Genomic DNA, 20,849 nt, shown 5'->3' with positions numbered 1-20,849 from the left:
ACGCGGCTCAGGCCGAGTCGCGGGCGGCCAGGATCGCCTCGGCCAGGCGTACGGGGTGGCGTGAGCTGACCACCCAGTAGGGCGTGGGATCGGCCGGGTCGTCCAGGACCACCTGCACCGCGCCGGGTACCCAGGGACGCTGTACCACGAAGGCCAGTGGATCCGCGCCGACGCCGAGCACCTCGCGCCGGCCCGCCACGTCCAGGGCGATCGCGTCCGCGACGAACTCCACCGGCAGCCGGGCGTCGTCGACCAGGAGTTCCCCGTCCCGGACCGCCACCCGGATCCGACCGAGCCAACCGAGCCCGACGGCGGTCAGCGGAAACAGGACCACGAACGGCAACCAGGCCCGGACGCCGGTCGAGCCCAGCCAGAGTTCGGTGGCCAGCAGTCCGGCCACGGCGGCACCGGCCAACCAGAGCCACCACGGCAGGCTCAGCCGTTCGGCGTACCCGGTACGGGCCGGGGCGACGGCGGGATCGGAACTTCTCGGAGCCACGGTGTGAGGGTACGGCGCGGCGTGACCGGTTGACCCGGCAGGATGGTGGCATCACCGACGGAATCCGCGAACCTTGGCAGGAGAGTGACAGCGTGACGTACGTGGTGCCCGTGCCGATTCGGCGGCTCGATCCGGACCTGCCGCTGCCGGCGTACGCCCACCCCGGCGACGCCGGGGCCGACCTGGTGGCCGCGGAGGAGGTCGAGATCCCTCCGGGCGAGCGGCGACTGGTCCGCACCGGTATCGCGGTGGCGCTGCCCGAGGGCCACGTCGGCCTGGTCCACCCCCGGTCCGGGCTGGCGGCCAGGCTCGGTGTGACCGTCCTCAACGCGCCCGGTACGGTCGACGCCGGTTACCGCGGTGAGATCCTGGTCAACCTGATCAACCACGACCGGGTCTCCCCGGCGAAGATCTCGCGGGGTGACCGGATCGCGCAACTCGTGGTGCAACGGGTGGAGCGGGCCGAGTTCCAGGCCGTCGACGAACTGCCCGACTCCTCGCGTGGGGAGGGCGGACACGGTTCGACGGGCGGGCACGCCGGCCTGGTCGCCGCGCGTGACCCGAGTGGCAAGACCGAGGGGGCGAGCGCCCACCCCGCAGCCGTGAGCGGAAGGTAGCAGGTAAGCAAGATGATCTTCTCCCGAGGACGCGGCGGCGGGCGCCATGCCCGCGACGACCGGTCCGGTCGGCAGACCGCCGACACCCAGGACCTCACCGCCTCGGCCGCACCCGACGTCCCGCAGCATGGGCCGTACGACCTCGCCGAGGCGCCGGAAGGGGTGCAGCGACTCGACCTGGGCAGCCTGCAGATCCCGGCCATCGCGGAGGTGGAGGTACGGGTCCAGGCCAATCCCGAAGGCGTGATCCAGCAGGTCGTCCTGGTGTACGGCGAGAGCGCCCTCCAGTTGGGGGTGTTCGCCGCGCCGCGTACGGAGGGCATCTGGGACGAGTGGCGGGAGGAGATCCGGACGTCGCTGGCCGCCGACGGCGTGGTGGCCGAGGAGGTGACCGGCGACTACGGCACCGAGTTGCGAGCCCGGGTCAGTACCCCGGACGGCGGCGTGGCCGACCTGCGGTTCGTCGGCGTCGACGGCCCCCGGTGGATGATCCAGGGAGTCTTCCAGGGTCGGGCCGCCAGTGACCCGGCCGCGGCCGGCCCGCTGGCCGAGTGCCTGGACGGACTCGTGGTCGACCGTGGCCAGGAGGCCAAGCCGGTCCGGGAGCCGCTGCCGCTGCGGCTGCCGCGCGATCCCGACGAGGCCGGGGCGACCACGGAGCAGCCCGCCGAGGGGTCCGCGACGACCGGCCCGCCGGTCAACGGTGTGGTCTCGGGTCACCAGACGCCGCACCGGACCGACCCCCCGCCCCGGCGCCGGAACGCCTGACCGCCCACCCGCCGCGCCGCTGCCCGGCCGGGCCGGCTCGCCCGGCCGGGGCCGGGCGAGCCGGTCCGGCGTACGCTTGCGGTACGGCTCCACGCGAGTCGTGACGAGGACGTGCCGGGTCCGGCACGTCGAGGAGGGTGACACCGGGTCATGGCGACCGACCAGGGCCGAATCTCGTGGCGGGGGTTCCTGCAACGGCTGACCGCGAGTGAGGCCGAGATCGAGGCGGAGGAGTTGCTCCGGGAGAGCGCCGAGTGCGGCAGCACTCCGGCGGGACAGTGCACCCGGGGCCAGGTGGTGTCGGTCTCCGGCCGGCTCCGCACGGTGGTCTACACCCCCCGGACGAACCTGCCGACGCTGGAGGCGGATCTCTACGACGGCAGTGACATCGTGACCCTGGTCTGGCTGGGGCGTCGGCACATCTCCGGGATCGAACCGGGCCGGCAATTGACCGCTCGTGGTCGCATGGCGGTACGTGATGACCGTAAAGTCATCTACAACCCGTACTACGAGCTGGAGTTGCCTCGGTGAGGGTGAGCGTAGGCGACGAGGGCCGCGACCGGAAGAATCCCACATGACCGCTGGACAGCCCCGAATCGACAAGACGGACGGCGGGCCGGACGCCGGCCGGTCCACCGACGACGAACAGCTCCCCAGCATGACCGAACAGATGGCCGAACAGCTCGGTGGCTGGCGGGGGATGGTCGAGTCCAGCATCCCCGTGGTCATCTTCGTGGTGATCAACATCATCGCCGAGCTGCGGCCCGCGGTGATCGCCTCGGTGGCGGTCGCGGTGGCCATCGCCGTCATCCGGCTGCTCCAGCGCCGGCCGATCCGACACGCGGTGAACGGCCTCTTCGGGATCGGCATCGGCGCGCTGATCGCCTGGCGGACCGGTGACGAGCGGGACTTCTACCTCCCCGGCATCCTCTACGGCATCGTCTACGGGCTGGTCCTGCTCGGCTCGGCCGTGATCCGCCAACCGCTGGTCGGCTGGATCTGGTCGATCATCGTCGGCGGCGGCCGCTCGGAGTGGCGCGACGACCCACGGCTGGTCCGCACCTTCACCCGGCTCACCGTGCTGTGGGGCGTGGTGTGGCTGGCCAAGGTGGGTGTGCAGGCCGGGCTGTACCTGGCCGACAAGGACACCGCGCTGGGCATCGCCCGGCTGGCCCTGGGCTACCCGCCGTACGCGCTGCTGCTGGTGATCACCATCTGGGCGGTACGCCGGGTGAACCGGACCCCGGCCGTACCCGCCGCCGTCGGGAGCTGACCGCCGCTCCGGCGGCTCACTTGGTGTTGCGGGTCCGTTCGACGCTGTCCGGACCGAGCACGACCTTGCGGACCTCGTCCTCGACCTCGGCCGTGCAGACGAAGATCAGCTCGTCGCCGGCCTCCAACGGGTCGTCGGGGCTCGGCACGAGCACCCGCTTGCCCCGCAGGATGGCGACCAGCGCCGAGTCGCGGGGCAGCGGTACGGCGTGGATGGGGTGGCCGACGTACGGCGCCGTCGGCGGCAGGGTGATCTCGACCAGGTTCGCCTCGCCCTGGCGGAAGGTCATCAGCCGGACCAGGTCGCCGACGGTGACCGCCTCCTCGACCAGGGCCGCCATCACCCGTGGCTTGCTGACCGCCACGTCGACGCCCCACTGGTCGGTGAAGAGCCACTCGTTCTCGGCCCGGTTGATCCGGGCGACCACCCGGGGCACCGCGAACTCGGTCTTGGCGAGCAGCGAGACCACCAGGTTGACCTTGTCGTCGCCGGTGGCCGCCACCACCACGTCGCAGGTCGCGATGTCGGCTTCCTCCAGGCTGGCCAGCTCACAGGCGTCGGCCAGGATCCACTCGGCGGCCGGCACCCGCTCCGGGCGCAGCATCTTCGGCTTCCGCTCGATCAGCATCACCTGGTGCCCGTTCTCGATCAGCTCCTGCGCGATCGAGCGGCCCACGTTGCCCGCGCCGGCGATGGCTACCCGCATGTCAGCGCCCTCCTTCCGGGGGTGAGCCCGCCACCGTCGTCACCTGGTTGGCGATGTCGTCGGTGACCAGCATCGAGATCTGATCGCCCTCCTGGAGCACGCTCGAGGCGGTGGGCAGGGCGGCGATGCCGAACCGTGTCACGTACGCGACCCGTGCTCCGGTCGCCTCCTCCAGCCCGCGCACCGGTCGGCCGACCCAGCCGTCGTGTACCGGCACCTCGATGATCGAAACGGTGCTGGTCGGGTCGCGGAAGATCTCCACGTGTCCCTCGGGGACCAGGTGCCGGACGATCCGGTCGGCGGTCCACCGGACGGTGGCCACGGTGGGGATGCCGAGCCGCTCGTAGACCTGCGCCCGTTTCGAGTCGTAGATCCGGGCCACCACCCGGGAGACGCCGTACGTCTCGCGGGCCAGCCGGGCGGAGATGATGTTGGAGTTGTCACCGCTGGACACGGCGGCGAACCCGTCGGCCCGCTCGATGCCGGCCTGCCGTAGCACGTCCCCGTCGAAACCGGCACCGGTGACCGTGATTCCGCCGAAGTCCGAGCCGAGCCGGCGGAAGGCGTCCGCGTCCTGGTCGATCACGGCCACCGAGTGACCGCGCGACTCCAGGTTGTGGGCCAGGGTCGAGCCGACCCGTCCGCAGCCCATGATCACGACGTGCACGTACGTCCTCCCGGTGATCACGTGACCGACCCGTCGGATTGGGTGGGTTCACCGAAAGCGTGCCATGCGACCCGTACCCGGTGGCGCCCGACCTCCCGGCAGTGTGCTGTCGGCTTCGTCCGGGCTGTCCTGTCCGGCGCCGTACCGTCCGATCGGGCGTGCCCAGCGTGCTGTCGGGCACCGCACCGGTGAAGATCGCCCCACCGGTCGGCCGGGAAATTCCGGCAGCCGTACCCTTACCGGTTGTGGCCACACCCGCCTCGCTGCTGAAGCGCCTGCTGCTGGGCAGACCGTTCCGGTCCGACAAGCTGCAGCACACACTGCTACCGAAGCGCATCGCGCTGCCGGTGTTCGCCTCCGACGCGCTGTCCAGCGTGGCGTACGCCCCGGACGAGATCCTGCTGACGCTGTCCATCGCCGGCACCTCCGCGTACCTCTTCTCGCCGTGGGTGGCCCTGGCGGTCGTGGTGGTGATGCTCACGGTGGTGGCGAGCTACCGGCAGACCGTGCACGCCTACCCCTCCGGCGGCGGCGACTACGAGGTGGCCACGGTCAACCTGGGGCCCAAGTTCGGCGTCGGGGTGGCCAGCGCGCTGCTGGTCGACTACGTGTTGACCGTCGCGGTCTCGGTCTCCTCCGGCGTGGCCAACCTGGGCTCCGTGCTGCCGTTCGTCTCCGAGCACCGGGTGGGAATCGCGGTGACCGCGGTCGTCGTGCTCACCTCGATCAACCTGCGCGGGCTGCGCGAGTCCGGCACCGCGTTCGCGATCCCGACCTACGGCTTCATCATCGTCATCGTCGGGATGATCCTCACCGGGCTGGTCCGGATCTTCGTCCTCGGGCACGACCTCCGGGCACCCAGCGCGGACCTGGTGGTCAGCGCCGAGCACGCCGACCTGACCGCCGCCGCGATGGCGTTCCTGCTGCTCCGGGCGTTCTCCTCCGGCTGCGCCGCGCTGACCGGGGTCGAGGCGATCTCCAACGGCGTACCCGCCTTCAAGCCGCCGAAGAGCAAGAACGCCGCCACCACGCTGCTGCTGCTCGGCACGGTGGCGATCGTGATGATCGTCGGCATCATCTGGCTGTCCCGGCTGACCGGCCTCCAGTTCATGGAGAACCCGGCCCGCCAGCTCGAACAGGGCCCCGTCGACTACGTGCAGAAGACCGTGACCGTCCAGCTCGGCCAGGCCATCTTCGGCAACGGGATACTCCTCTTCGTGGTCGCCGGTGCGACCGCCCTGATCCTCTTCCTGGCCGCCAACACCGCCTTCAACGGTTTCCCGGTGCTCGGCTCGATCCTGGCGCAGGACCGCTACCTGCCGCGCCAGTTGCACACCCGGGGCGACCGGCTGGCGTTCTCGAACGGCATCGTCTTCCTCGCGGTCACCGCGTGCCTGCTGATCATCGCCTTCCAGGCCGAGGTGACCCGGCTGATCCAGCTCTACATCGTCGGCGTCTTCGTCTCGTTCACGCTCTCCCAGGCCGGCATGATCCGGCACTGGAACCGGTTGCTGCGTACCGAGCGGGATCCGGTGGTCCGGCGCCGGATGATCCGTTCCCGGGCGATCAACACCTTCGGGATGGGGCTCACCGCGGCCGTACTGGTGGTCGTCCTGCTCACCAAGTTCCTGCTCGGTGCCTGGATCGCGATCGCCGCGATGGCCGTCATCTACGCGATGATGCTCGGCATCCGCCGGCACTACGACCGGATCGCCACCGAGCTGACCCCGGCCGAGGGCCGACCGGTGCTGCCCGCCCGCAACCACGCCATCGTGCTGGTCAGCAAGGTGCACCAGCCGACCCTGCGAGCGGTCGCCTACGCCCAGGCCACCCGGCCGGACACGTTGACCGCGTTGACGGTCAGCGTGGACGAGGTCGACACCCGGGCGGTCCAGGCCGAGTGGGAGCGACACGGGATGACGGTCCCGCTGACCGTGATCGACTCGCCGTACCGGGAGATCACCCGGCCGATCCTCGACTTCGTCGCCTCGGCCCGCCGGGAGTCGCCGCGCGACGTGGTCACCGTCTTCATCCCCGAGTACGTCGTCGGGCACTGGTGGGAGAACCTGCTGCACAACCAGAGCGCACTGCGGATCAAGGGCCGGCTGCTCTTCGAGCCGGGAGTGATGGTGACCAGCGTGCCGTGGCAGTTGGCCTCGACCGCCCGGAAGAACCTGGACCGGTACGACGCGACACTGCGTCGCGGACCCGCCCGGGGGCCACGCGGCGCCACCGTCGGCGGCCTGATCACGCCACCGGCACCGTCGAGCACCACCACGACCGCCCCGGCACGGCCGTCGAGCATCAGCACCGCCCCGCCGTCGCCGCCCCCCACCACCGCCTCGCCGCCCCCGCCTCCGCCGCCCGGTACGGATCTCGACGAGCCCCCGCCGGCCCCCGGCGCCGACAGCGCCGGCCCCCGATGAGTCCCGGCGAGGCGGAACGGGTCGAGCGGGCCACGACCGGTCCCGGTGAGGCGGAGCGGGTCGAGTTGACCGTCGGCCCGGTGGCGCACGGTGGGCACTGTGTGGCCCGGCTCGACGGCCAGGTGGTCTTCGTCCGGCACGCGCTGCCCGGCGAACGGGTTCTCGCCGAGATCACCGAGGTACGCCGGGACTTCCTGCGGGCGGACGCGGTGACCGTACTCGAACCGGCGCCGGACCGGGTCGAGCCGCCCTGCCCGTACGCCGGGCCGGACCGGTGTGGCGGATGCGACCTCCAGCACGTCGCGCCCACGGCGCAGCGGAACTGGAAGGCGGAGGTGGTGCGTGAGCAGCTACGTCGGCTGGCCCGGCTGGACCCCGCGGAGATCGCCGAGCTGGACGTCCGGGTCGAGGCGCTGCCCGGCGGGTCGCTGGGATGGCGGTCCCGGGTGCGCTACGCGGTCGACGCGGCGGGCCGGGCCGGACTGCTCAAGCACCGCTCCCACGAGGTCGTACCGATCGACCGCTGCCTGATCGCCCATCCCGCGATCCAGCGACAGCCGGTGCTTCCGGCCAGCGGTCGGAGCTGGCCGGACGCCGACGTGGTGGAGGTGACCGCCTCCTCCGGCGGCGACGTGACGGTGCGCGGACGCCGGACGACCGGGCTGGGCCTCGGCGGCGAACTGGGCGACGCCGCCACCCCGGATGGCGGCGCCACCCCGCCGGACGGCGCGGCTGCCCTCGACGACGCGGGGACGGTACGGGAACTGGCCGTCGACCGGGTCTGGGAGCTGCCGCCGGAGGCGTTCTGGCAGGTACACCCCGCCGCCGCGGACACCCTGGCGGCGGCCGTACTCGAACTGCTGGACCCGCGGGACGGTGAGTCCGCCTGGGACCTCTACGGCGGCGCCGGCCTGTTCGCCGCCGCGCTCGCCGGCCGGGTCGGCCCGACCGGCCGGATAACCCTGGTGGAATCGGCCGCGGCGGCGGTCCAGGCCGCCCGGCAGAACCTGCGCGACCTGCCCCAGATCGAGGTGGTGCGGGCGTCGGTCGCCCCGGCGCTGTCCCGCCGCCGCATCATCGGTCCGGTGGACCTGGTGGTGCTGGATCCGCCCCGGGCCGGTGCCGGCGCGGAGGTGGTCCGGGCCGTCGCCGCGGCCGCTACCCGCGCGGTCGCCTACGTGGCCTGCGACCCGGCCGCCTTCGCCCGGGACGTGCGGACGTTCCGGGAGGCGGGCTGGCGACTCGCCGCCCTGCGCGGATACGACCTCTTCCCGATGACCCAGCACGTGGAACTCGTGTCGTTGCTGGTCCCGGCGGCCCCAACCGCCGGTTGAGCGGCCCGGCCTCCGCCTACCGTCAGCGGGTGCCGCGTCGCTTCAGCGTTCGTTCGTAGTCCTGGAACCGCGCCTTCGCGATCGCCGATCGGGTCTCCGACCGCAGCACGATGCCCTCGGCCCGACCCGGCGTACCGTCCAACGCCACCGTCGTCCGGGGCAGGTACTCACCGAGGAACCGGAACATCTTGTCGAGGTCGGTCGGCAGTTCCGTGGCCTCGATCGCGTCCAGCCGGGGCACGGTCTCCAGCCCCGAGGCGGCGGCGGTGGCCAGCAGGTCGCGCTCGGCGAGGAACCGCTGTCCCGCAGCCTCCCGCCAGGCCGAGATCCGCTCGGCCGGCCAGGCCAGGAGTTCGGCGTGGTTGTCGATGACCGCGACATCGAACAGCCGGGCGCCGACCGTCCGCGCGCTGGTGTAGTGCTTCGACCCGGCGGTGACCTTTCCGCCGTAGACCTCGAGGTAGTGGACCACGATCCGGTCCGGTTCGGCCGGCCGCAGCCGGTCGGCGATCGGGCGGAGCGCCTCGACGATGCCGAGGGCGGGATTGCCGATCAGGTCACCACGGGCGTAGAGCAGTTCCTCCCGGCTACCGATCAGATAACTGCCGTCGGGCAGCGAGACGATCCGGCCGTTCGTGCCGTCGACCTTCTCGGTCAGGAACACCCGACCGGTGAACGGGACGGTCGCGTCGAGCAGCCCGCCGTTGCGCGGGTCGAGAGCGTGGTACGTCGGGATCGACGGGTACTTCGTCATCGAGTTGATGATCGATAGGTTCGCCGTACGGACGTCGAAGTCGGACACGCTGTCTCCCCGTGATCTGCCGCTCCCGGCACCGAGCGGTGGCTCAGGCCACTCTCGGGGATGGAGATCGAGTCGGCAACGCAGATATCGACCTGCGGAGTACCGCAGCCCCGGCACGGCGAGGACTTGCCGGTGTCCTCGCCGTGCCGCGACCGCTATCAGGAGGTGACGTGTACGGCAGTCCGGCGGGCGGTGGAGACAGCCTCCGAATCGCGGCGCGCGGCTCGCGCGGCGGCCCGGTCACGGAACCGGATCCAGGCGATGATCGGAAGAATCAACGGAAGCAGCGGCAGCGCGAGAAGGAACACGATGCCTACCGCGAGTACCTGACCGGCGGCGTAGCGGCCGGACATCGGGTTGCTACGGGCGCCGCCGGGAAAGCGGCTCGGGCGAGGGCCAGCAGGCGACATGTCGAGACCTTAGGGGAGGATGGGGTTACCGGCCATGCTACGGCCCTTCGTGGTATCTGCCCGATTTTTCGTTCGTTTGGCCGAGTCCCTCCCCACCACTCGCGGTGGGCGATCGTCGACCGTCCGCTACCGGCGCACCGTCCGGTCAACGGGACTCTGCTGATCGCCGTCGGGCCGGCACCCGGGTGGCGAAGCGGTTCGTCAGCCGTGACGGTCGGCGTCGGCTACCCTGGCCCGCCAACATGTCGCACTCGGGGTGCGGAAGGCGGCCCAGCACCGATCTTCACCGGATCCACCACCGATCTTCACCGGATCCGACGCACGTGGTTCGGCGGCCCGGCTGCGGGCCGGACCGGCCCCGATAGACTCTGCGGCTATGAGCCTGTGTAGGGAGCGAATCAGCCAGCCCAGTGCCGCGCGGCCCGATACCCCTGCCGAGCGCGGCGAGGTGGTGGCATGAGCGAGCGTACCGAGGAGACGACTTCCACCGGCCGGTTGCTGGGCGCGGTTCGCGGACCGCAGGACGTCAAACGGATGTCCGCCGACGAGCTCGGCCTGCTCGCCGCCGAGATCCGGGACTTCCTGGTCGCCAAGGTGTCCCGGACGGGCGGGCACCTCGGCCCGAACCTCGGGGTGGTGGAGCTGACCATCGCGATGCACCGGGTCTTCGACTCGCCCCGGGACCGCTTTCTGTTCGACACCGGCCACCAGGCCTACGTACACAAGATGCTCACCGGCCGGCAGGCGGGCTTCGACCGCCTGAAGCAGCGCGGTGGCCTGTCGGGCTACCCGAGCCAGGCCGAGAGCGAGCACGACCTGATCGAGAACTCGCACGCCTCGACCGCGCTCTCCTACGCGGACGGGCTGGCCAAGGCGTACGCGCTGCGCGGCGAGTCACGCAACGTGGTCGCGGTGGTCGGTGACGGTGCACTCACCGGGGGGATGTGCTGGGAGGCGCTGAACAACATCGCCACTGCCGGCAATCCGCTGGTCATCGTCGTCAACGACAACGGCCGGTCGTACGCCCCGACCATCGGCGGACTCGCCGACCACCTCTCGACGCTGCGCCTCAACCCCGGCTACGAGAAGGTGCTCGACGTCGTCAAGGAGGCGCTGGGCTCCACCCCGCTGGTCGGCAGGCCGATGTACGAGGTGCTGCACGCGGTCAAGAAGGGCATCAAGGACGCGGTGGCCCCGCAGGCCATGTTCGAGGACCTGGGCATCAAGTACCTCGGCCCGGTCGACGGACACGACGTGGCGGCGATGGAATCGGCGCTGCGCCGGGCCAAGGGCTTCGGCGGGCCGGTGATAGTGCATGCGGTGACCCGCAAGGGTCTGGGCTACCGCCCGGCCGAGGAGGACGACGCCGACTGCCTGCACAGCCCGAGCGCGTTCGACGTCGAGACCGGCACCTCGCTGGCCGCCCCCTCGTTGAAATGGACACAGGTCTTCGCCGACGAGTTGGTCGCGGTCGCCGACGAGCGACCCGACATCGTCGGCATCACCGCCGCGATGGCCGAGCCGACCGGTATCGCCACGCTGGCCCGCAAGTATCCGGAGCGCGTCTACGACGTCGGCATCGCCGAACAGCACGCGGCCACCTCGGCCGCCGGCCTCGCCCTGGGCGGTCTGCACCCGGTGGTGGCCGTCTACGCGACGTTCCTCAACCGCGCGTTCGACCAGGTGCTGCTCGACGTGGCGATGCACAAGCTGCCGGTGACGTTCGTGCTGGACCGGGCCGGCATCACCGGTCCGGACGGCCCGAGCCACTACGGCATCTGGGACATGTCCGTGTTCGGGGTGGTACCCGGACTGCGGATCGCCGCACCCCGGGACGCCGCGACCCTGCGGGCGGAACTGCGTGAGGCGGTGGCGGTCGAGGACGGGCCGACCGTACTGCGGTTCCCGACCGGCTCGGTCGCGGCCGACCTGCCGGCGATCCGTCGGGTCACCGCCGCCGGCTCGGTGTCCGGCGGCGTGGACGTGCTGGCCGAATCCGCCCGTACCGACGTGCTGCTGGTCGCGGTGGGGGCGTTCGGGCACCTCGGGATGGAGGTGGCCACCCGGGTCGCCGAGCAGGGTTACGGCGTCACCGTCGTCGACCCGCGCTGGGTCCGGCCGATCCCACCGGAGCTGGTCACCCTGGCCAGCGCGCACCGGCTGGTGGTCACGGTGGAGGACGGCGTACGGGCCGGCGGTGTCGGCGACGCACTGGCCAAGGCGATGCGGGACGCGGACGTACGGGTGCCGATGCGCGATCTGGGCGTACCGCCGGTCTGGCAGCCGCACGGCACCCGGGCGCAGATCCTGGCCGATCTGGGACTGACCGCGCAGGACGTGGCCCGGGACGTCACCGGCTGGGTCTCCCAGCTCGACGACGAGTCCATCGCGTCGGTCCGGGTGGCCGCCGCAGGCGGTGGCGACCGGACGGCGAAGGGCCGCAACGGGCGCCGCTGATCCCGCCTACCGAACGACGGGCCTGGTCGACCTGACCGGGCCCGTCGTCACTTCACCGGGTTGTTCAGTTGCCGCCGAACGAGCGCTGGACGGTCTTGTCCGAGCTGACCATGAGGCTGTACGTCTGCCTGCTGGTCGGCTTGTCCAGCACGATCAGACCGGGGCGGTCGATCCGGCGGGGCGTACCGGGCGGCAGCGTGAGACTGACCTCCGGGCTGTCCTCCCAGACCAGTACGACGACGGGGCTGGCCAGCGGCAGGACGTACCCCTGGAGCGCCTCGACCCGGTCCGCGGCCGACACCACCGGCGGGCCGGCGGTGGGCCGCACCATCACGGCGGTCATCATGCCGTCGTCGGTGCGCCAGCTGAGCTGCTCGAGTTTGCTCGGCCGTCCGGTGTCGTCGAGCGCGACCTCGGCCAACGTCTTCGACTTGACCTGGTCGATCGGCCACGACGCCGGCACCGATCCGGGGTGGACCCGGCCGTGCACGCGGTGCGCGATGCTGCCGAAGGCCCCGGTCTTCTCGCCGAGTGCGCAGGTGTCGAGCCCGCGCAGCGCCGCCGCCGCCGATCCGGTGTCGTCGGTGACCAGCGGATAGCGCGGCCCCACCGTGCCGGTGCCGAGGTCGACGAGCCGGTCGGCGGACTTGCCGTTCGGCAGCGACTCGCTGGGGCGCAACCGGGCGGTGACGGTGGTGGCGGAGCAGGCCGGCAGGGCGACCGGGCCGGTCAGGCCGTCCGTGACGGCCAGCGTCTGGCGGTCCGGTCCGAGGAGCCGGTCCACCCGGGCCGAGACGAGATAGCGCCGCCCGGTGGGAAGCTGCACCGGCAGCACGTCGGAATAGACCAGGTAGCCCGGATCGGTGTACTCGACCGCCCGCTCGACCCGGAAGTCCGGGCCGTCGCCGGTCAGTTGCAGCAGCCAGGACGCCGATTCGCCCGGTACGTCGGCGGCGACGAGTGCCAGCCGATTGCCGTCCGCCTCGCCGAGCCAGAGGATCCCCGAGGAGGGAAGGTGGACCCGGTCCTCGACCGGCGAGCGCCACTCGTCCACGGCCTTCGCCACGGCGGTGGTCGCTTGTGGATCCCCGGCCAGCGTGCCCCGGGGCGGCCACACCGCGAGGGTGCCGTCCAGTGTGTCGTAGCCGACCCGCAGCGCGACCGCTGGTTCCTTCGGTATGGTGCCGCAGCCACCCGCGAGGAGAGCCAGCACCAACGCCGCGCCGGTGATCCCGGTACGAGGGACTGAACCCACCTCTGTGCCCCCGATCCGCCTCAGCTGTCTACAGAAGCCACATCCTACGAGATCTCGGACGCGGGCCGGGCGTCACCCGGCAAAGCCAGCCGATCGGGTACGCCCCGGCGCGGGTCGTCGCCGGACGCTGCTCGCCCTGCGGTAACCGGCGGCCCAGGCATCCGGGACCAATCGGGTGCTCCTGTAGACTCCGCCGACTGTGACGCTTGCCGAGCCACGTCTCGAAACCACACCGGACCCGGAGGGCCCCGAGCCCGGAGGCCGCACGGCGACCGGAACCGAGGGGGGCGCGGCGCAGTCGGCAGGTTCGGGCGCCGGTCCCGGAACGGGGTCGGTCGCCACGCCCGGCGCCGGCTCGGCCGCCGATGCCGAGGCGGGTTCGCGATCCGGCGCGGCGGTCGAGGATCCGGGTACGCCGGACCGGAACAGCGGTACTCCGACGACCCGCCCGCCACGCTGGCCGACCCGGCGCCGCGATCTCGCGGTGTACGCGTTCTTCCTGGTCGCCGCCTTCTGGGTGACCAGCCAGATCTGGCTCGACCCGGCCGGCCGGGTGGCGTCGCTCTACAGCAGCGACCCGGCCCAGGTGCAGTACTTCCTCGCCCATTCGGTCCGGGTGGTGTTGCACGGCGAATTCCCGTTCTTCACCGACCGGTTGAACTATCCTGACGGCGTCAACCTGATGGCCAACACGGCGATCCTGGGGCTGGGCATCCCCATGGTGCCGCTGACGTTGCTGTTCGGGCCGGCGGTCTCGTTCGTGGTCCTGGTGACGCTCGGCCTGGCCGGCACCGCCTCCGCCTGGTACTACGTGATCTCCCGCCACCTGGTGAAGGCGCCGATCGCGGCCATCGTCGGCGGCTGGTTCTGCGGCTTCTCCCCGGCGCTGCTGTCGCACGCCAACTGGCATCCGAACATCATTTCGCAGTTCCTCCTGCCGTTCATCGTCTGGCGGGTCATGGTGCTGACCCGGTCCACCCGGGTGATCCGGGACGGTGTGATCCTCGCCCTGCTGGTCAGCTACCAGGCGTTCATAAACGAGGAGATCCTGCTCTTTACCGCGATGGCCTGCGGGATCTTCCTGTTCGCCGTCGTGGTGCAGCAGCCGGGTCGATGGGCCGCTGCGTGGCGGCCCCTCGCCGGCGGCCTGGCCGTCTGCGCGGTGCTCGCCGGGTCGCTGCTCGCGTACCCGCTTCTCGTGCAGTTCGCCGGCCGGCAGGCGTACCACGGGCTCAGCGACGCGGTCCGGGACTACGGCAACGACCTCGCGGCCTTCTTCGTGCCCGGCTCCACGACGCTGGGCGGGAACCAGCGGGCCAACCTCGACCTCGCGCCGAACTACTCGGAGGAGAACGCGTTCTTCGGCTGGAGCCTCGCGCTGCTGACCGTGGCGATCGTGGTCTGGCTCCGGCGTGAGGTGATCATCCGGGCCCTCGCGGTCACCGGCCTGCTCTTCGCGGTGCTCTCCCTCGGCGAGCGGATCTCCTGGTGGAACCGGGGTGCGTTCTGGGGGCCGTGGGACGTCCTGGTCAAGGCCCCGCTGCTGGACGCGGTGGTGCCGACCAGGTTCGGCCTGATCACCACCGTCGTGATCGGACTTCTTCTCGCCCTGGCCACGGACCGGGCCTGGGCGATGGAGATCGCCGACCGGCGGATGCTGCGCACGGTGGTGGTGACCGCGCTGGTCATCGCGCTGGTGCCGATCCTGCCGCTGCCGCTGCGCGAGGTCAGCCGGCCACCCGTGCCGACCTTCATCACGTCCGGCCAGTGGCGCCCCTTCGTCGGGCCCGAGCAGACGCTGGTACCGGTACCGATCCCCGCGATGGGACACACCAACGGAATGCGCTGGGCCGCGTCCACCAACCTGGACTTCAAGATCCCTGGGGGCTACTTCCTCGCGCCCCGCAACGGGAACACCGGCGATCCGGGACGGTTCGGCGGACGCCCGAGCGGGCTCAGCGCGGTGCTCGACGACGTGGCCACGACCGGCCGCCCCGCGACCCTGACCGACCGGCAGCGTCGGCGCGCCCTGGACGAACTGCGGCACTGGCGGGCCGCGATCCTGGTACTGCCGGTACGGCAGGACAACGTCGAGGCGTTGCACCGCACCGTCGACCAGATCGCCGGCCCCGCCCAGCGCCGGGCCGACGTGTGGGTGTGGGATGTCCGCCCGCTGACTGACCGTACAGCTGGGTGAGCGGGCCGGGTCGTCCCGCCGAGACCGCGCCGGACGTCGCGGTCCCGACGGACGTGCCCGAATCGCCGCCGGCGACCCGCCGCTGGCGGGTCCGGCCGGACGGCTGGCCGGTCCGCACCGGCTGGTTCCAGGCGTTACGGGCCCGCACGGGCTGGTTCCGAGCCGTACGGGCCCGGGCCGGGCGACGTCCCGGACCGCTCGTCGACGGAGCCGTCCTCACGCTCTACCTCGCCGTCGCGGGCTATGTCACCTCCGCGCTCTGGCTGCACCGGGACCGGATGACGTACGCGGACAACGACATGATGCTCTTCGAGTGGATGCTCGCCCGGGCCGCCCGCGCGGTGACCCAACTGGAGAACCCGCTCTACAGCACGGCGTTGAACGCGCCCGACGGGGTCAACCTGATGGCGAACACGTCGGTGCTGGGCCTCGGCGTGCCACTGACCCCGGTGACCCTGCTGTTCGGGTCGCAGACCAGCTACCTGCTCGCCGTGGTGCTGTCCCTGACCGGTACGGCCGCCGCCTGGTACCTGTTCCTGTCCCGCCGGATCGTCGCGTCCCGGTTCGGGGCGGCGGTCGCCGGGCTGTTCTGCGGGTTCGCGCCGGGAATGATCTCCCAGGCCACCGGTCACCTGCACATGATCTCGCAGTTCCTGGTTCCGGCGATCCTCTGGGTGGTCTTCGACCCGCGCACGGACCGGGTACCGCGTCGGGGCGTACTGCTCGGACTGCTGGTGACCTACCAGGTCTTCCTCGGCGAGGAGGTGCTGGCCTTCCTGGTCCTCGGCTGCGGGCTGTTCACCGTCGGCTACGCGGTGGCGGCTCCGGCGACGGCCCGGCGGCTGGCACCGGCCTTCCTCGGTCGGCTGGGCGTGGGCACGGTGACCGGGGCGGTGCTGCTGGCGTACCCGCTGTGGTTCCAGTTCTTCGGCCCCGCGCACTACCGGGGATTGCCGTTCGATCCCGTCGCGTACGCCCTGGACCTGGAGTCGTTCACCGCGGTGGCCCGGCAGTCGATCACCGGACACGACTCGGTGCCCGGCCTGCTCTCCCCGAACGCGACCGAGGAGAACTCCTTCTTCGGCCTGGGGCTGATCGTGCTCTGCGCGGTGATCGCGATCTGGCAGTGGCGGCGACCCCTGGTCAAGGCGTTGGTGCTCTGCGCGGTGGTCTTCGCCGCGCTGGCGCTGGGCGAGACCGTACGTCTGGGCGGGCAACCGCTCGACCTGCCCGGCCCGTACCGGCTGGTCTCGGGGTTGCCGCTGATCGACCTGGCGGTGCCGGCCCGGTTCCCGCTGATCTGCGTCCCGGTCCTGGCGATCCTGCTGGCGATCTCCTTCGACCGGGTCTTCGACCGAGCCGGGGCGGCCGCGACGACCGAGAGCGCCGTCGGCGAGGGCGCCGGGGAGAAGCCCGCGACCGCCCGGTCGGCTCCGCTGGGCGGACGGGTGCCGATCCGGCTGCTCTGGACCGGTGCGGTCGTCGCCGTGCTGCTTCCGGTGGCACCGGCGCCGCTGGTCACCAAGCCGGTCTGGCCGGTACCGGAGTTCATCGCCAGCGGCCAGTGGCGGTCCTACGTGCCGCCGGGGCGCACCCTCGTGCCGGTGCCGCCGACGACGGGCAGCGAGGCGACCGCCGGGATGTACTGGTCGGCCCGGACCGGCCTGGCGTTCACCGTGCCGGGCGGGTACTTCATCGGTCCCACCGGCCCGGACAACCGGCAGGCCCGGTGGGGCTCGCCGGACCGGCCGACGGCGGTGCTGCTCGGCCGGGTCGCCCGCAGCGGAGAGGTGCCGGTGATCGGCGACACCGAACGCCGGCAGGCGATCGAGGATCTCCGGCACTGGCGGGCGGCGATCGTGGTACAGGGCGGCCTGCACCGGGGTGCTCCGGTCAAGGAGACGCTCGACCGGCTGCTCGGCCCGGGTCGGGACATCTCCGGTGCCTGGGTGTGGGACGTCCGCGCCCAGGTCGGCGACTGAACCGGGTCCCGGCGGGTCAGCCGACCAGCGGGCGGACGTCCCAGAGCCACACGTCGTCCACCCGCTGGCCCGGACCGAGCAGCCCGGCCAGCAGGACGTGCAGTGCCGGGGTGGTCGGATGGTCGCCGAGCACCACCACCGACGCCTTCCAGAACCGCAGGTCCTCGATCGCCTGTCGCCGGTTCTCCTCGGTGACCACCGGCGCCGCGCCCCGGTCCATCGTCCCGTAGATCAACATACTGGTCGGCCGGGACGGGGCGCCGAACACGCCGCTGCCCTCCGCGTTGGGCCCGATGAAATAGCCGGCCGGAATCGGGAACGCCTGCTCGGTCAGGGCGCTCCACCTCAGTGTGGAGAGACCGTGCACGTTGCTCGGAATGGGCACCGGCACCAGGGTGCGGCCCGGCGGTACGTACGGCCGCCAGGCGCCGGAGGTGATGAAGTGCGGCGGCAGGTCGATGTGCTGGGCCGGCAACGGGCGAGGGAAGATCGGCAGCAGCGCGAGCGCGATGGCCGCGTACGCCAGGATCCGCAGCCGTGGCCGGGCCGGCTCCGGCCGCCCGGTGATCCCGGCCGTCGTGCCGTCGCCCAGCGGAACGCTGGCCGGCTTACCGTTGCCGGACACCCCGTTCTCGGGTTTGCCGTTGGCCAGCAGTGGGATACCGGCCGGGCCGGTCGGACCCGTCCGGGTCCGGGCGACCTCGTTCCAGGCCAGTGCGATCAGGATGCCGACGGCCGCGACCGTGACCAGGCTCAGCCGGGTGGGCATCATCATCTCGACCAGCGGAAGGTCCTCCGGCAGCAGGTGCCAGGGACCCTCGATCTCGGTCACCCGGCCGTCGATCCGGACCTGCCGTCCCAGCGAGGCGAGCGCGAATCCCACGGCGAGCAGCGAGGCGATCCGGGCGGTCACCGAGGTCCGCCAGAGCAGTACGGCGACCAGCACGGCCAGCCCGACGAGTGGCCAACCGAGCCAGGTGTTCTGCTCGGTCATCCCGATGGTCCGCTCCACCTCCGGCGAGCCGGCGATGGTGTCCCGGGAGTACGTCACGAAGGCCCGCAGGTCCTCGCCCCAGTTGTGGAAGACCCCGCCCTGCAGTCCGCGGTAGGACTGCGGACCGTTGAACTGGTACCAGATCGGATAGCCGGCCAGCAGCAGCGCCAGTGCGCCACCGACGCCGAGCCCGCGGAGGAAGGTCCACGCCCGGGCCCGGGTCTGCGACCACCGGAAGACGGCGTACAGCAGCACGATCGCCGCGCAGGCCAGCGCGGTGAGCAGCAGCATCTCCTCGTTGATGAAGATCTGGTACGTCACCAGCAGGCCCAGGACCACGCCGCCCCGCAGCCAGCGGCCCGGCTCGCCGAGCCGGAGCACCCGGACCACGATGAGCGGCAGCAGGAAGTTCGACGCGAAGTTCGGCTGGCCGTTGGCGTGGTGGATGATGCCGGGCGCGAAACCGAGGAACGCGCCGCCGACGAACGCCGCGCCCCGGGAGGCGACCAGGTGGCGGGAGAGCACCCAGTACGAGGTCGCGGCCGTGGCGGCGAGCGCACCGCCGAGATAGACCGAGTACGACACCTGCGGGCCGAACAGCAGGGTTATCGGGGCCAGTGGCAGGCTGATGCCGAGCACCGACGTGTTGGCCATCATGTTGACCCCGTCCGGCGCGTTCTGCCGGGCCGAGAAGAGCGGGTTCTCCAGGTGTTGGACCGAGTACGCGCCGTGCGCCAGCAGCCACTCGAACCAGCTGTGGTCGGTGGGCAGGTGCGACGACACCCGGTGCTGGATGTCGGCCCAGTAGTTGGCGCAGACGAACACGCCGAGCAGAACGTACGCTCCGATGACCAGTACGTCGGCCCGCGCGGGTGCCCGGAACCCACGCCACCGGCGGGGTCGACCGGTCTCGGCCTGGCCGGCCTCGGCGTCCGAAGAGTTGTCCACCACCGGAACTGCCACGAGGCGCCATCGTACAGGTGGCTTCGCGTCCGATTTGCCGCTACCCGGGGTGGTCCATCCGGAGTGTGCCGGAGCGCGGCGTCGGGACGCGGCCGGACCGGGGGAAGGGAAGTGCATGCCCACCATCGAGCTGGGTGAACTGGGCGCCGAGCCGCAGCACGATCGGGTGGGGCCCGGCGAGTCGGCGTCCCGGCCCGGACGCCGGCGGTCGAGGTTCCTCCGGGCGGGGCTGCCGGCGGTCCTCGTCGGGCTGCTCGTCACCATGTCCGCCGGGAACCCGTTTCCCGGACCGTGGCGGGAGGTGGACGTCCCGGCCCCGCTCGGCGCGATGGTCCTGGCGGACGGGGACTGGATGTTCGTCGTCTCCGGGGTGGGTACGAGCACGTCGGGCCAGGAACTCGCCGGGTACCGGCTGCCCGAGGGCACGCCGCGCTGGCGGATGACCCTGCCACCCGGCGACGTGGGTCAGCCACTGCTGCTCGGCGACACGCTGGTGCTCGCGTCGTACTCGGAACAGTCGTCGGAAGGACGGAACCGGGTGACGGCGGTGGACGCGACGACCGGGTCGATCTCCTGGGAACGCGAGGCGAGCGTGGAGGTGTTCAGCGGCACGGGTGACCTCGTCGTCTGGGCCGGGCCCGAGGGCTGGCAACCACCGGACGGGCTCGAACCGGACCCGGCGAAGCATCGTCCGGCGGGGACCCTGGAGGTGGTCGACCCGGCGTCGGGAAAGCCGCGCTGGTCGCTGCCGACGCCGGTCGGCGCCCGACGCGCGTACAACTACGCGGCGTTCGGCGAGGTAGCCCAGATGGCGCTGATCCTGCCGTCGGGGCGGGTCGAGATCCGTGACCTCAGCACGAGCGCCGTCACCGGGACCGGCCAGCTACCACCACCGCCCGCCGACCGCCCGGACGTCTACTGGTACGTCGATTTCGTGGGCGACCTTCTCGTCGTGCACGAAGAACGGTCGGTGACCGCGTACGGGCTGGCCGGGCTGGACCGCAGGTGGTCGATGCCGAGGGACGACAGCCTGGAGTACGGGCCGACCACCTGCGGCGCCCACCTCTGCACCTACCTGCGGGACAACGGGGTACGGGTCTGGGACGACCGGACCGGTCAGCTCCGGTGGTCGGATCCCCGCTGGACCAGCCTGTCGCCGGTCGGCGACGTGTTCATCGCCACCGCCGCGCCCGAATCGAGTACGCCCTACCTGCAGTACGCGGTGGATCCCGCCACCGGACGGGTGCTCGCCGAGCTGGGCTCCTGGCAGCTGGTGGACGACGGGTCCGAAGGTCCGCGGCTGCTCGGGATCCGGATCGACTCCGACCGTCGGGCCTGGGTGGCCGAGATCGACACGACGGCCCTGCGGACGCGGTTGCTGACGGTCCTCCCCGGTGTCTCCGGTGAGTGCGGGCTCGTCGCGGAGACGCTGCACTGCCGACGGGTCAACGGCTCGGTCGGACTGTGGCAGCTCCGGAGGTAGCCGAGGCCGGGCGCGT

The 20,849-nt window shown here is 71.8% G+C and carries 17 protein-coding genes; 10 read left to right on the top strand and 7 right to left on the bottom strand.

Annotated features, from left to right (window positions below; all coding sequences use genetic code 11):
• Positions 1–7: 7 nt before the first annotated feature.
• Entirely contained in the window at positions 8–499 is a 492-nt protein-coding gene (locus tag ACFP2T_RS13070) for a DUF3093 domain-containing protein (protein WP_377421170.1), read from the bottom strand.
• 92 nt (positions 500–591) lie between these two features.
• On the opposite strand from ACFP2T_RS13070, the gene dut reads away from it, so the two are divergent.
• The 4 genes from dut (at position 592) to ACFP2T_RS13050 (ending at position 3,157) form a co-directional block, all read left to right on the top strand.
• Positions 592–1,116, top strand: coding sequence for a dUTP diphosphatase (dut, locus tag ACFP2T_RS13065; protein WP_377421168.1), 525 nt, complete (start codon positions 592–594; stop codon positions 1,114–1,116).
• Positions 1,117–1,128: 12 nt separating this feature from the next.
• Positions 1,129–1,884, top strand: a complete 756-nt coding sequence (locus ACFP2T_RS13060; protein WP_377421166.1) for a DUF3710 domain-containing protein — start codon at positions 1,129–1,131, stop codon at positions 1,882–1,884.
• A 150-nt stretch (positions 1,885–2,034) separates the two neighbouring features.
• A complete protein-coding gene (locus ACFP2T_RS13055) occupies positions 2,035–2,415 on the top strand; it encodes an OB-fold nucleic acid binding domain-containing protein (RefSeq protein WP_196202034.1) in 381 nt (126 codons plus the stop codon).
• A gap of 43 nt (positions 2,416–2,458) precedes the next feature.
• Entirely contained in the window at positions 2,459–3,157 is a 699-nt protein-coding gene (locus ACFP2T_RS13050) for a DUF3159 domain-containing protein (protein ID WP_377421163.1), read from the top strand.
• Positions 3,158–3,173: 16 nt separating this feature from the next.
• On the opposite strand, the gene ACFP2T_RS13045 is transcribed toward ACFP2T_RS13050, so the two are convergent.
• Positions 3,174–3,863: a potassium channel family protein gene (locus tag ACFP2T_RS13045; RefSeq protein WP_196202036.1), complete on the bottom strand. Its 690-nt coding sequence runs from the start codon at positions 3,861–3,863 to the stop codon at positions 3,174–3,176.
• 1 nt (position 3,864) lies between these two features.
• A complete protein-coding gene (locus tag ACFP2T_RS13040; protein ID WP_377422775.1) occupies positions 3,865–4,530 on the bottom strand; it encodes a potassium channel family protein in 666 nt (221 codons plus the stop codon).
• A 245-nt stretch (positions 4,531–4,775) separates the two neighbouring features.
• Between ACFP2T_RS13040 and ACFP2T_RS13035 the strand changes: the two genes are divergently transcribed.
• Both ACFP2T_RS13035 and ACFP2T_RS13030 read left to right on the top strand, forming a co-directional pair.
• Positions 4,776–6,956 carry an APC family permease gene (locus ACFP2T_RS13035; protein ID WP_377422773.1) on the top strand — a complete coding sequence of 727 codons (2,181 nt, stop codon included), beginning with the start codon at positions 4,776–4,778 and terminating at the stop codon, positions 6,954–6,956.
• Entirely contained in the window at positions 6,953–8,290 is a 1,338-nt protein-coding gene (locus ACFP2T_RS13030; protein ID WP_377421161.1) for a class I SAM-dependent RNA methyltransferase, read from the top strand. The genes ACFP2T_RS13035 and ACFP2T_RS13030 overlap by 4 nt, the downstream gene beginning before the upstream one ends.
• A gap of 22 nt (positions 8,291–8,312) precedes the next feature.
• On the opposite strand, the gene ACFP2T_RS13025 is transcribed toward ACFP2T_RS13030, so the two are convergent.
• On the bottom strand, positions 8,313–9,092 hold the full coding sequence (locus ACFP2T_RS13025; RefSeq protein WP_377421159.1) for an RNA ligase family protein: 780 nt from the start codon (positions 9,090–9,092) through the stop codon (positions 8,313–8,315).
• Between the two features lie 158 nt (positions 9,093–9,250).
• The gene (locus ACFP2T_RS13020) at positions 9,251–9,502 is read right to left on the bottom strand and encodes a hypothetical protein (RefSeq protein WP_377421157.1); all 252 of its coding nucleotides are present in this window, start codon (positions 9,500–9,502) and stop codon (positions 9,251–9,253) included.
• Positions 9,503–9,958: 456 nt separating this feature from the next.
• Here ACFP2T_RS13020 and dxs point away from each other — a divergent pair, with 456 nt between their 5' ends.
• Positions 9,959–11,959, top strand: a complete 2,001-nt coding sequence (gene dxs, locus ACFP2T_RS13015) for a 1-deoxy-D-xylulose-5-phosphate synthase (RefSeq protein WP_377421155.1) — start codon at positions 9,959–9,961, stop codon at positions 11,957–11,959.
• A 64-nt stretch (positions 11,960–12,023) separates the two neighbouring features.
• On the opposite strand, the gene ACFP2T_RS13010 is transcribed toward dxs, so the two are convergent.
• Complete coding sequence (locus ACFP2T_RS13010; protein ID WP_377421153.1) at positions 12,024–13,214, bottom strand: hypothetical protein; 1,191 nt, start codon at positions 13,212–13,214, stop codon at positions 12,024–12,026.
• A gap of 199 nt (positions 13,215–13,413) precedes the next feature.
• On the opposite strand from ACFP2T_RS13010, the gene ACFP2T_RS13005 reads away from it, so the two are divergent.
• Complete coding sequence (locus tag ACFP2T_RS13005; RefSeq protein ID WP_377421151.1) at positions 13,414–15,411, top strand: DUF6311 domain-containing protein; 1,998 nt, start codon at positions 13,414–13,416, stop codon at positions 15,409–15,411.
• Positions 15,408–17,393, top strand: coding sequence for a DUF6311 domain-containing protein (locus ACFP2T_RS13000; RefSeq protein WP_377421149.1), 1,986 nt, complete (start codon positions 15,408–15,410; stop codon positions 17,391–17,393). The genes ACFP2T_RS13005 and ACFP2T_RS13000 overlap by 4 nt, the downstream gene beginning before the upstream one ends.
• Positions 17,394–17,409: 16 nt before the next feature.
• Here ACFP2T_RS13000 and ACFP2T_RS12995 read toward each other — a convergent pair whose 3' ends face one another.
• A complete protein-coding gene (locus tag ACFP2T_RS12995) occupies positions 17,410–19,338 on the bottom strand; it encodes a hypothetical protein (protein ID WP_377422770.1) in 1,929 nt (642 codons plus the stop codon).
• 127 nt (positions 19,339–19,465) lie between these two features.
• Here ACFP2T_RS12995 and ACFP2T_RS12990 point away from each other — a divergent pair, with 127 nt between their 5' ends.
• Positions 19,466–20,833, top strand: coding sequence for an outer membrane protein assembly factor BamB family protein (locus ACFP2T_RS12990; protein ID WP_377421147.1), 1,368 nt, complete (start codon positions 19,466–19,468; stop codon positions 20,831–20,833).
• Positions 20,834–20,849: the final 16 nt, after the last annotated feature.

This window comes from Plantactinospora solaniradicis (assembly GCF_042658085.1).
GTDB classification, from domain to species: Bacteria; Actinomycetota; Actinomycetes; order Mycobacteriales; family Micromonosporaceae; genus Plantactinospora; species Plantactinospora solaniradicis.
Note: the sequence above shows the minus strand (reverse complement) of the source record. Positions and strands in the feature narration are given on the sequence as shown.